10 protein-coding genes are annotated in these 12,084 nt (G+C 63.7%); 7 read left to right on the top strand and 3 right to left on the bottom strand.

The annotated features are described in order from the left end of the window. Positions 1–16 precede the first annotated feature (16 nt). From pldA to pldH, 3 genes are read left to right on the top strand one after another with little or no spacing between them, the layout of a single operon-like run. Entirely contained in the window at positions 17–823 is an 807-nt protein-coding gene (pldA, locus tag D3242_RS03705; protein WP_019860084.1) for a 4-pyridoxolactonase, read from the top strand. Between the two features lie 25 nt (positions 824–848). Next, positions 849–2,027, top strand: a complete 1,179-nt coding sequence (ppaT, locus tag D3242_RS03700) for a pyridoxamine--pyruvate transaminase (protein WP_019860083.1) — start codon at positions 849–851, stop codon at positions 2,025–2,027. Positions 2,028–2,064: 37 nt separating this feature from the next. Next, on the top strand, positions 2,065–2,811 hold the full coding sequence (pldH, locus tag D3242_RS03695; RefSeq protein ID WP_064986367.1) for a pyridoxal 4-dehydrogenase, SDR-type: 747 nt from the start codon (positions 2,065–2,067) through the stop codon (positions 2,809–2,811). 71 nt (positions 2,812–2,882) lie between these two features. On the opposite strand, the gene D3242_RS03690 is transcribed toward pldH, so the two are convergent. Next, a complete protein-coding gene (locus D3242_RS03690) occupies positions 2,883–3,845 on the bottom strand; it encodes a dihydrodipicolinate synthase family protein (protein WP_019860081.1) in 963 nt (320 codons plus the stop codon). A 108-nt stretch (positions 3,846–3,953) separates the two neighbouring features. Here D3242_RS03690 and D3242_RS03685 point away from each other — a divergent pair, with 108 nt between their 5' ends. Together D3242_RS03685 and D3242_RS03680 are read left to right on the top strand one after the other, a co-directional pair. Continuing rightward, a complete protein-coding gene (locus D3242_RS03685; protein WP_064986378.1) occupies positions 3,954–4,994 on the top strand; it encodes a proline racemase family protein in 1,041 nt (346 codons plus the stop codon). Between the two features lie 163 nt (positions 4,995–5,157). Next, entirely contained in the window at positions 5,158–6,285 is a 1,128-nt protein-coding gene (locus D3242_RS03680) for a serine hydrolase domain-containing protein (RefSeq protein WP_038644841.1), read from the top strand. Here the strand turns inward: D3242_RS03680 and D3242_RS03675 are convergent. Together D3242_RS03675 and D3242_RS03670 are read right to left on the bottom strand one after the other, a co-directional pair. Beyond that, on the bottom strand, positions 6,270–7,292 hold the full coding sequence (locus tag D3242_RS03675) for an IS481 family transposase (RefSeq protein ID WP_064986379.1): 1,023 nt from the start codon (positions 7,290–7,292) through the stop codon (positions 6,270–6,272). The genes D3242_RS03680 and D3242_RS03675 overlap by 16 nt on opposite strands. 57 nt (positions 7,293–7,349) lie before the next feature. After that, complete coding sequence (locus D3242_RS03670; RefSeq protein WP_064986381.1) at positions 7,350–8,672, bottom strand: MFS transporter; 1,323 nt, start codon at positions 8,670–8,672, stop codon at positions 7,350–7,352. A gap of 218 nt (positions 8,673–8,890) precedes the next feature. Between D3242_RS03670 and cyoA the strand changes: the two genes are divergently transcribed. Together cyoA and cyoB are read left to right on the top strand one after the other, a co-directional pair. Next, entirely contained in the window at positions 8,891–10,072 is a 1,182-nt protein-coding gene (gene cyoA / locus D3242_RS03665) for a ubiquinol oxidase subunit II (protein WP_064986382.1), read from the top strand. A gap of 10 nt (positions 10,073–10,082) precedes the next feature. Continuing rightward, the gene (gene cyoB / locus D3242_RS03660; protein WP_064986383.1) at positions 10,083–12,080 is read left to right on the top strand and encodes a cytochrome o ubiquinol oxidase subunit I; all 1,998 of its coding nucleotides are present in this window, start codon (positions 10,083–10,085) and stop codon (positions 12,078–12,080) included. The last annotated feature ends 4 nt before the right edge of the window (positions 12,081–12,084 follow it).

The raw sequence follows: 12,084 nt of genomic DNA, 5'->3' as shown, positions 1-12,084 counted from the left end.
CAAACAGGAGGCAAGAATGTCGGATACCAAAGTCTACCTGCTCGACGGCGGCTCGCTCGTTCTCGACGGCTACCACGTGTTCTGGAACCGAGGCCCTGGCGGCGAAGTGCGCTTCCCCGTCTATTCGATCCTGATCGAGCATGCCGAGGGCCGGTTCCTGATCGACACCGGCTACGACTACGATCACGTCATGAAGGTGCTGCCCTTCGAGAAGCCGATCCAGGAAAAGCACCAGACCATCCCCGGCGCGCTTGCGCTGCTCGGCCTCGAGCCGAAGGATATCGACGTCGTCGTCAACTCGCATTTCCATTTCGACCATTGCGGCGGCAACAAGTATTTTCCGCATGCCAAGAAGATCTGCCATCGCTCGGAGGTGCCGCAGGCCTGCAATCCGCAGCCTTTCGAACATCTCGGCTATTCGGACCTGAGCTTCTCGGCGGAGGCCGCCGAAGCGCGAGGCGCGACGGCGCAACTGCTGGAAGGCACGACGCGCGCCAACTCGACCTTCGAGGGCATCGACGGCGACGTCGATCTCGCCAAGGGCGTCAAGCTGATCTCGACGCCCGGCCATTCGATCGGCCACTACAGCCTGCTGGTCGAGTTCCCCAAGCGCAAGCCGATCATGTTCACCATCGACGCCGCCTACACCCAGAAGAGCCTGGAGACGCTGTGCCAGGCTGCCTTCCACATCGACCCGGTGGCAGGCGTCAATTCGATGCGCAAGGTGAAGAAGCTCGCCGAGGACCATGGCGCCGAGCTGATGTACTCGCACGACATGGAAAACTTCAAGACCTACAGGACCGGCACGCAATTCTACGGCTGACCGCCGCCAATCCGGAGACAACACCATGCGCTATTCCGATCATGCCGATCCGGTCATCACCCTGACCGCGGGTCCGGTAAACGCCTATCCAGAAGTGCTGCGCGGCCTCGGCCGCACGGTGCTCTACGACTATGATCCTGCGTTCCAGCTCTTCTACGAGGGTGTGGTCGACAAGGCGCAGAAGGCGATGCGGCTGTCGAACAAGCCGGTCATCCTGCATGGCGAACCGGTGCTCGGCCTCGAAGCGGCGGCGGCGTCGCTGATCGCGCCCGACGATGTCGTGCTCAATCTTGCCTCGGGCGTCTACGGCAAGGGCTTTGGCTACTGGGCGAAGCGGTACTCGCCGCATCTGCTCGAGATTGAAGTGCCCTACAATGAGGCTATCGATCCGCAGGCGGTCGCCGACATGCTCAAGGCGCATCCGGAGATCACCATCGTGTCGGTCTGTCATCACGACACGCCGTCGGGCACCATCAACCCGATCGACGCCATCGGCGCGCTGGTTTCGGCACATGGCGGCTATCTCATCGTCGACGCGGTCTCGTCCTTTGGCGGCATGAAGACGCATCCCGAGGATTGCAAGGCCGATATCTATGTCACCGGCCCCAACAAATGCCTGGGTGCCCCTCCCGGCCTCACAATGATGGGCGTCAGCGAGCGGGCCTGGGGCAAGATGAAGGCCAATCCCCTGGCGCCGCGCGCATCGATGCTGAGCATTGTCGACTGGGAAACTGCCTGGTCGAGGGACAAGCCGTTTCCGTTCACGCCGTCGGTCTCGGAGATCAACGGGCTCGACGTCGCGCTCGACCTCTATCTCAATGAGGGGCCTGAGGCTGTATGGGCGCGCCACGCGCTCACCGCCAAGGCCATGCGCGCGGGCGTCACCGCGATGGGCCTATCGATCTGGGCGGCCAGCGACAGCATCGCGTCGCCGACCACCACCGCCGTCCGCACCCCCGATGGTGTCGACGAGACGGCGCTTCGCCAGGCCGCGCGCGCCCGCTACGGCGTGGTGTTTTCGTCGGGCCGCGGCGAGACATTGGGGAAGCTGACGCGGATCGGCCATATGGGGCCGACGGCGCAGCCGATCTATGCGATCGCGGCGCTGACGGCACTTGGCGGCGCCGTGAACGCGGCTGGCCAGAAACTCGCGATCGGCAAAGGCATCGAGGCGGCGCTGGCCGTTATCGACGCCGACGCCTGAACAGACATCAACAGATACGGATTGAGGGAGCATTTTCATGACTGAACGGCTTGCGGGAAAGACGGCCCTGGTTACCGGCGCCGCACAGGGTATTGGCAAGGCGATCGCCGCGCGGCTTGCCGCCGACGGGGCAACCGTCATCCTCAGCGACATCAACGCCGAAGGCGCCAAGGCTGCCGCCGTGTCGATCGGCGGGAAGGCGAGGGCGATCGCCGCCGACATTTCCGATCCGGCCTCGGTCAAGGCACTCTTCGCCGAAATCCAGGCACTGACCGGAGGCGTCGATATCCTGGTCAACAATGCCAGCATCGTGCCGTTCGTCGCCTGGGACGACGTCGATCTCGACCATTGGCGCAAGATCATCGACGTCAATCTGACAGGGACCTTCATCGTCACCCGCGCGGGTACGGACCAGATGCGCGCGGCTGGCAAGGCCGGGCGGGTGATCAGCATCGCCTCCAACACCTTCTTTGCCGGCACGCCGAACATGGCGGCCTATGTCGCGGCCAAGGGCGGCGTCATCGGCTTCACCCGGGCGCTCGCCACCGAACTCGGCAAATACAACATCACGGCGAACGCGGTGACGCCTGGCCTGATCGAGAGCGACGGCGTCAAGGCGAGCCCGCACAACGAGGCGTTCGGCTTTGTCGAAATGCTGCAGGCGATGAAGGGCAAGGGGCAGCCGGAACATATCGCCGACGTGGTTTCGTTCCTGGCCTCCGACGATGCGCGCTGGATCACCGGCCAGACGCTGAATGTCGACGCCGGGATGGTCAGGCACTAAGTCAGACAGCGGCTGCTCAGCCCCGCAATGCAAAGGCGGCCGTACTATGGCCGCCTGTCGCGCCTGCCGGGTCAGGCTGCGGACCTTGCGATCACGCCGGGTTGCCTCGACCACTGGGCATACCAGCTGTCGAACAATTTGAGCTGCGCCTCGGCATAGCCGCGCTGGCTGTCGGTCAGGGCATCCGTCTCGTTGAAGTGCAGCTTGTATTCGGGAGCGCCCTTCAGCACCATCATGTGCTTGAAGTAGAGCACAAGGTCTGGGCCTTCGTCGAAGGAGGACAGCACGGCGAGCGCGGCGTCCAGTTCCAGCGCGCGCTGGCGGGCCTCGGCATCGCCCTTGGCCGCCGCCTGGCTCAAGCCCACAAGGTGCAGCACCTCCTTCGGCAGCACGTTGCCGATGCCGGTGATGGCGCCGGACGCGCCGCAATTGACGAAACCGTGGAAGACGGCGGTGTCGACGCCGATCATCAGCGCGACCTCATCGTCGCGGCTGGTGATATTTTCCGCCGCGTAGCGCAGATCCGACGGGCCGCCGAACTCCTTGAAGCCGACGAGGTTCGGATGTTCGGCGCGAAGGGCGAAGAACAGGTCCGCACGTGTGGCAAAGCCGTAATAGGGGCTGTTGTAGATGACCGCCGGCAGATCAGGCGCGGCGGCAAGAATTGCCTTGAAGTGATGGCGCTGCGCCGTCACCGAAGGCCCGCGCGACAAAACACGCGGGATCACCATCAGGCCCCGGGCGCCGACCTTCTGGGCGTGCGCCGCGTGCGCCACGGCCTTGGCGGTGTTGACCGCGCCGGTGCCGACGATCACCGGCACGCCGGCCTTCACCAGGCGCTCGACGCCTTCCATGCGCTGCTCGTCGGTCAGGAGCGGCCAGTCTCCCATCGAGCCGCAATAGACGACGGCCGACATGCCGGCCGCGATCAGCTCGCGTCCCTTGCGCACCAGCGCGTCGAAGTCGGGCTGGCGGTCCTGCGTGCACGGGGTCATCAACGCCGGCATGCAGCCGGAAAAAACATTAGAGGTCATTTCGGATTCTCCTTGAGGCTTGCACGCGGATTGATCAGTTTGTCCCGAAGCGGCACGGCTTGCCAAGCAAAATAGTCGTGGCCGGCAGGGACAAACGCAGGAACAGCAATGCGCAGCAAAACCAGCATTCGTGTCGTCGGCTGCCATGCCGAAGGTGAAGTCGGCGACGTCATCATAGGCGGTGTTCTGCCGCCGGCTGGCCGCACGATGATGGACAAGATGATCACGATGGAGCGCGATCACGACCATATCAGGCGCATGCTGATCTGCGAGCCGCGCGGCAGCGTCGCGCGCCACGTCAACCTGCTCGTTCCATCGACGCGCGAGGATTGCGCCGCCGGCGCCATCATCATGGAGCCGACGGAATATCCTCCGATGTCCGGTTCCAACACGATCTGCGTCGCCACGGTGCTGCTGGAGACCGGCATGGTGCCGATGCAGGAGCCCGAGACGCGCTTCAAGCTCGACATGCCGGGTGGCGTCATCGAGGTGCGCGCCCAATGCCGCGACGGCAAATGCGTCTCGATCACCTTGCGCAACGCGCCGGCCTTTGTTGACCGCCTGGATGCCAACATCGAGGTTGAAGGGCTCGGAACGCTCACCGTCGACATCGCCTATGGCGGCATGTTCTACGCCATCGTCGATGCCAAGGTGCTTGGCTTCTCGGTCGCGCCCGACGAGGCGCGCGAGCTGGCAGTGGCCGGCGAGAAGATCAGGCGGGCTGCGCGCGAGCAGCTCGATGTCATCCATCCGCAATTCGACCATGTGCGCGGCGTGTCGATCGTCCAGTTCGCCATGCCGTTCCAGGGACCGGGCAATGTCACGCGCAACACCTGCATCGTCTCGCCGGGCCGCTCGGACCGCAGCCCGACCGGAACGGGCACTTCGGCCCGCATGGCCGTGCTGCAGGCGCGCGGCTTGATGGGCGTTGGCGACGTGTTGATCCATGAATCGATCATCGGCTCACGCTTCACCGGCAGGATCGTGGAACTGACGGAAATCGCCGGGCGCAAGGCGATCGTTCCGGAGATCACCGGCCGGGCCTGGATCACCGGCGAGCACAGCTACTATCTCGATCCGACGGATCCATACCCTCAAGGCTACGTGCTGTCGGATACCTGGGGCACCTCCACCTCGGTGAAGCAGTAGGCCTGAGCCGGCCCGTCGATTGCCCTGGTTGCCATGATTTTCGGGTCGCATCATGTGGGCGACGATCTTGAGTGTCGGCAATTCGCTGGACTGGCGGGTTCCCGCCGAGCCAGAATGGTCAACGGCGGCATTCCCGTCATATCAGCCTGGTGAGAGTTCACGCATGAACATGGATGGTATCTGCGATCCGCGCTTTGGCGCCGTGCGCGCGGCATTCGCCGAGTGTTTCGCCCAAGGGCTGGAACATGGCGGAGGCGTATCCGTCGTGGTCCACGGCAAGACCGTTGTTGACCTGTGGGGCGGTCATGCGGATGCCGCGCGAACCCGTCCGTGGCGGCAGGACACGCTGATCAATGTCTGGTCCTCCACCAAGGGCGTCGTCGCGCTGGCGATCGCAATGTTGGTGGAGCGCGGCAGACTGGACTATGCCGCACCCATTGCCCGCTACTGGCCGGAATTCGCGGCCGGCGGCAAGGAGCGCATCACGCTTGACCAGGTGATGTCGCACCAGGCCGGGCTGAATGGTCTTGCCGTGCCGATGGACGAAGCGGGCATGTTCGCGTGGACGCCCTTTGTCGACGCGCTCGCCGCCATGCCGCCCCTATGGGAGCCCGGCAGCCGCTGCATCTATCACGCGCTTACCTATGGCCACCTTGCTGGCGAAGTTTTGCGACGCGTCGACGGGCGAAGCATCGGCCGCTTCATCGCGCAGGAGATAGCAGGCCCGCTCGGAGCCGATTTTCATGTCGGTCTGCCGGACCGCGAGGAATCCAGGGTCGCCGAGATGATCGAAGGCCCCGGGGCTTCGGACTGGGTCGAATTTGTCCGCGCCTCGCCATTTCCCCACGCAGGCGACAATCCGGCGCCCCGTGCATTGGCCCCCAACGACCGCGTCTGGCGCGCCGCCGAGGTGCCGGGCGGCAATGGCCAGTCGACGGCGCACGCATTGGCGCGTATTTACGGCATGATGGCAGCCGGTGGCGTCTGGGAGGGCCATCCACTGATCGGCCGCGCGGCAATCGAAGCGGCGGCGCGTCAGCGTGTTCGCGGCATGGATGAAAGCTTCGCCGCCCCCACTGCCTTCGCCGCCGGTTATCAGATGGAAGATCCGGTCTATGCCGGCCGTGCATCGCGGCAAACGTTCGGCCACACCGGCTGGGGCGGCGCCATCGGCTTTGCCGATCCCGGTGCCGGCGTCGGTTTCGGCTATGTCACCAACCGCATGCTGGGTTTTGACGACATGGACCCACGCCGCAAGATGTTGATCGACGCCGTTTACGACTCGCTCTGACTGAATGGCCGAAGGCAGCCGGGTGGTCCCGGCATTTGCTGGAGCGGATTGAGTTTGAACCTTTCCGGTTGTGAGACCCACGCCTTGCAGATGAACTCGTAGGGTGTGAGACCTTTGAGGGTCTTGAGCCTACGGGCAAAGTTGTAGGCTGCGACGAAGTCGGCGAGATGGATGCGGAGTTGGTCGTGGCTCTCGTAATAGAAGCGCTTGACGGTGGCGTCCTTGATAGTCCGGTTCATTCTCTCGACCTCGCCATTGGTCCACGGATGCCTGGCCTTGGTCGTGCGGTGCTTTATGTCATTCCTGGCGCAGGCGTATTCGAAGGCGTGAGCGCGGAAGATCTCGCCATTAGCGATTGCCTCCTTGATCAGCGGCACGGCCGAGCCACCGGCACCGGGGGTGGTGAACTGGATGCCATTGTCCGTAAGCACAGTGTGGATCTTGTAGGGAACGGCCGCGATCAGCCGGAGCAGGAAGTCTTTAGAGATGGCTGTGGGGGCCTTCTCGTGCAACTCGACGAAGGCGAACTTCGAGGTACGGTCGATAGCGACGAACATGTGCAGCTTGCCCTGCTCGGTCCTGACCTCGGCAATGTCGATGTGGAAGTAGCCGATCGGGTAGCTCTTGAATTTCCTCTTCGCCGGTTTGTCGCCCTCGACATCCGCAAGCCGACCGATGCCATGGCGTTGCAGGCAGCGATGCAATGAAGACCGCGTCAGGTGCGGGATGGTCGTCTGAAGCGCATATAGGCAGTCGTCGAGCGGCAGCAGCGTGTAGCGGCGGAAAGCGACAATGACCGCCTCCTCCTCAATCGAGAGCACCGTCGATCTCGGTTCCTTCGGACCAGTCGGTAGATCGGCGACCGAAGCTCGCCTCTTCCACTTCGCAACCGTCTTCTGGTTGATCCCGTAGCGCTTGGCCAGCGTCCTCAGGCTCTCTTGACTATGCTGTATCGCTCGACGGACCGCCTCTGTCGTTGTGGCGCTCCCATGCAGAATTTGGCCCATAGCGCATCCTTTGATTCGGAAGATAAGGATGCACCATCAAAAACCGGGATCAAACATCTAGTCGGGCTGACGGTCCGCGGCCGGACGGCGCCCGTCGATCCACAGGGCAAGCAACGTGCAGGCAGCGCCCGACAGCAGATAGGCGCCGGCGGCGATGAGGCCGAAATTGCCGGCCAGCAGCAGGGCGGCGAGCGGCGCGAAGCCGGCACCGAACATCCACGCCAGATCCGAGGTGATCGCCGAGCCGGTATAGCGATACTGCCGGGAAAAGCGCGAGGCGACGACGCCCGACGATTGCCCGAAGCTCAGCCCCAGCAGGATGAAGCCCAGCACCATGAACAGCGCCTCGCCGACGGCGCCGCCATCCAGAAGCTGTGGGGCAAAGCCGCTGAAGGTCGCGATGGCGATCGCCGAACCGCCGAGCAGCGCGCGGCGCCCGACGCGATCGGCCAATGGCCCCGATGCGACGATGGCCGCAATGCCGAACAGCGCGCTCACCGCCTCGATCATCAGGAAGCGTGCCGGCCCCTCATTGGTGAACAGGAACACCCAGGAAAGCGGAAACACCGTCACCATGTGGAACAGGGCGAAACTCGCCAGCGGCGCGAAGGCGCCGATGACGACGTTGTGGCCCTCGGCCCGGATCGTGTCCCTGATGCGCGTCGGCTGCAGGTCGCCGCCCTCGTACAATTTCGAGAATTCAGGCGTGACGACAATGCGCAGACGGGCGAACAGGGCCACGACATTGATGGCGAAGGCGACGAAGAAGGGATAGCGCCAGCCCCAGGAGAAGAAGTCGTCGGCCGACAGATTGGCGACGAAGAAGGCGAAGAGAGAGCTTGCCACGATGAGCCCGATCGGCGCGCCCAGCTGCGGGATCATGGCATAGAAGCCGCGCCGGTTCTGCGGCGCGTTCAGCGCCAGCAGCGAGGGCAGTCCGTCCCATGTTCCGCCGAGCGCCAGCCCCTGGCCGATGCGGGCAAGCGCCAAAAGCCACACCGCGACCGCGCCGATGTCGCCATAGGCCGGCAGAAACGCGATGGCGACGGTCGAGGTGCCGAGCAGGAACAGCGCGATCGTCAGTTTCGCGCCGCGTCCATAGGCGCGGTCGATCGCCATGAACAGCACGGAGCCGAACGGGCGCGCGACGAAGGCCAGCGCGAAGATGCAGAAGGAATAGAGCGTGCCGACGAGCGGATCGTGCATCGGAAACACCAGCTTGGGAAACACGATGACGGAGGCGATCGCATAGACGAAGAAGTCGAAGAATTCCGACGTCCTGCCCACGATCACGCCGACCGCGATATCGCCCGCGCTGACCTGGCCATGATGCGAGCCGATCAACTCGCTGTTTGTTTCGGCAGTCGAAGTCTGAGCCATCTTATCCGTCGCCACCGCGTGGAATGAACTGTCCGGAACCCAATTCCGGGGATTCCCCCGGGGGGGGTCTATTGTGCACTGCACACTGCGCCAAAGCCATGCCTGCTGGGCATTGGACAAATTGTCCAATGTTACCACAGCGCCGCGAGCAGTAGCCCTTGGATCGATACCGCACTGCAACATGAACGGTTGCGGCGATCCTTCGAGGGCAGCGCTTGATGAAACGATTTGGAGCCTTGCTTCTGTTCCCCCTGGCCGGGCTGTTGAGCGGCTGCGATCTGGTCGTTCTGGCGCCCGCCGGCGACGTCGCGGCCCAGCAGCGCGACCTGCTCGTGGTCTCGACCCTGCTGATGCTGGTCATCATCATCCCGGTCATGACGCTGACGGTCTTCTTCGCCTGGCGCTACCGGCAATCCAACGCCGCGGCGACCTATGCGCCGGACTGGGATCATTCGACGAAGCTGGAGCTGGTGATCTGGGCGGCGCCCCTGCTCATCATCATCTGCCTCGGCGCGCTGACCTGGCTCGGCACGCATCTGCTCGATCCGTACCGCCGCATCGACCGGATCGAGCCCGGCCAGCCGGTCACTGAAGCGCACAAGCCGCTCCGGGTCGAGGTCGTGGCGCTCGACTGGAAATGGCTCTTCATCTATCCGGATTACGGCATCGCCTCCGTCAACGAGCTGGCGGCGCCGGTCAACCAGCCGATCGACTTCCGCATCACCTCGTCGGCGGTGATGAATTCCTTCTACATTCCAGCCCTTGCCGGGCAGATCTATGCCATGCCGGCGATGGAAACCAAGCTGCACGCCGTCATCAACCGGCCTGGCACCTATAGCGGCTTCTCGGCCAACTACAGCGGCGCCGGTTTTTCCGGAATGCGCTTTGCCTTCCACGGCCTGTCCGACCAGGCTTTCGATCAGTGGGTGACGCAGGCCAGAACCGCGCCGGCGACGCTCAGCCGCGAAAACTATCTCGACCTTGAAAAGCCGAGCGAGAACGAGCCGGTCCGCCACTATGCCTCCGTCGATCCCGGCCTTTTTGGCGCCATCCTCAATCTGTGCGTCGAGCGCGGCAAGATGTGCATGAACGAGATGATGTCGATCGACGCCAAGGGTGGCCTCGGCCTCGCGGGAGTGCGCAACACGCTGCCGCTGCAATACGACAAGCTCGCGCGGCGCGGCGCGGTGTTCGGCAACGATCCGTCCTATGTCGCCAGCATCTGCACGGCGGAGGAAGCGGCTGCCGCGGCGCGCGCGGCCAGCGATGTCACGCCGAAGGATTGGCCGGCCAGGAATCTTTCCCCGCTGCGCGGGGCAGGGCTGCTGAGGCCCGGGACCGAGAGCCGTCGCGCCGAGGCGGATACGCCGTCGCTCGGCCTGCTGCGGCGCGAATTGTGAGAGACAGCCGATGCCCGATACGCTGACCAAATTCATTTTCGGCCGTCTCACCTTAGACTCGCTGCCGCTGCATGAGCCGATCGTCGTCGCCACCTTCGTCGCGGTGGCGCTCGGCGGCATCGCCCTTCTTGGAGCGATCACCTATTTCAAGCTGTGGACGTATCTGTGGCGCGAGTGGTTCACCAGCGTCGACCACAAGAAGATCGGCATCATGTACATGGTGCTCGGTCTCGTCATGCTGCTGCGCGGCTTCTCCGACGCCATCATGATGCGCCTGCAGCAGGCCATCGCCTTCAATGGCTCCGAGGGCTACCTTAATTCGCATCACTACGACCAGATCTTCACCGCGCACGGCGTGATCATGATCTTCTTCGTGGCGATGCCCTTCGTCACCGGGCTGATGAACTTTGTCGTGCCGCTGCAGATCGGCGCGCGCGATGTCTCCTTCCCGTTCCTCAACAATTTCAGCTTCTGGATGACGGTCGGCGGCGCCATCCTGGTCATGGCCTCGCTGTTCGTCGGCGAATTCGCCCGCACCGGCTGGCTCGCCTATCCGCCGCTCTCCGGCATTGGCTACAGTCCTGACGTCGGCGTCGATTATTACATCTGGGCGCTGCAGGTGGCGGGCGTCGGCACGACGCTGTCGGGCATCAACCTGATCTGCACGATCATCAAGATGCGCGCGCCCGGCATGACGATGATGCGCATGCCTGTCTTCACCTGGACGTCGCTCTGCACCAACGTGCTGATCGTGGCGTCCTTCCCGGTGCTGACGGCCGTGCTCTCGCTACTGGCGCTCGACCGCTATGTCGGCACCAACTTCTTCACCAACGACTTCGGCGGCAACCCGATGATGTATGTGAACCTCATCTGGATATGGGGTCACCCGGAAGTCTACATTCTTATCCTGCCGCTGTTCGGCGTCTTTTCCGAGGTCACTTCCACCTTCTCCGGCAAGCGCCTGTTCGGCTACACCTCGATGGTCTACGCCACGGTGGTCATCACCATCCTATCCTACCTGGTCTGGCTGCACCATTTCTTCACCATGGGCTCCGGCGCCAGCGTCAATTCCTTCTTCGGCATCACCACGATGATCATCTCGATCCCGACGGGAGCGAAGATATTCAACTGGCTGTTCACCATGTATCGCGGCCGCATCCGCTTCGAACTGCCGATGATGTGGACGATAGCCTTCATGCTCACCTTCGTCGTTGGCGGCATGACCGGCGTGCTGCTTGCCGTGCCGCCGGCGGATTTCGTGCTGCACAACAGCCTGTTCCTGATCGCGCATTTCCACAATGTCATCATCGGCGGCGTGCTGTTCGGCCTGTTCGCCGGCATCGCCTATTGGTGGCCCAAGGCCTTCGGCTTCAAGCTCGATCCGTTCTGGGGCAAGGTGTCGTTCTGGTGCTGGGTGGTCGGCTTCTGGTTCGCCTTCATGCCGCTCTACATACTCGGCCTGATGGGCGTGACGCGCCGCATGCGTGTCTTCGACGATCCCTCGCTGCAGATATGGTTCGTCATCGCCGCCTTCGGCGCGGTGCTGATCGCTGCCGGCATCGCTGCCTTCCTGATCCAGATCGTCGTCTCCATCCGCAAGCGCGAGGCCTTGACCGATCCGACCGGCGATCCCTGGGACGGCCGCACGCTCGAATGGTCGACCTCTTCGCCGCCGCCCGCCTACAACTTCGCCTTCACGCCCGTGGTGCGCGACAACGATGCCTGGTGGGACATGAAGAAGGCCGGCTACGCCAGGCCGCTCTCAGGCTTCAAGCCGATCCATATGCCCAGCAATACCGGCACCGGCGTCGTCCTGGCCGCCTTCAGCGTCGCGCTCGGCTTCGGCCTGATCTGGTACATCTGGTGGCTGGCGGCGCTGAGCTTCGTCTGCCTGATCGCCACCGCGATCGGCCACACCTTCAACTATCACCGCGATTTCCACATTCCGGCTGCCGAGGTCACGCAGACGGAGGAGGCGAGGACGACGCTCCTCGCCGCCCAGGGCTAGGGTT

Source organism: Mesorhizobium jarvisii, from assembly GCF_003601985.1.
Taxonomy (GTDB): Bacteria; Pseudomonadota; Alphaproteobacteria; order Rhizobiales; family Rhizobiaceae; genus Mesorhizobium; species Mesorhizobium jarvisii.
This window is presented reverse-complemented; position numbering and strand designations above follow the sequence as displayed.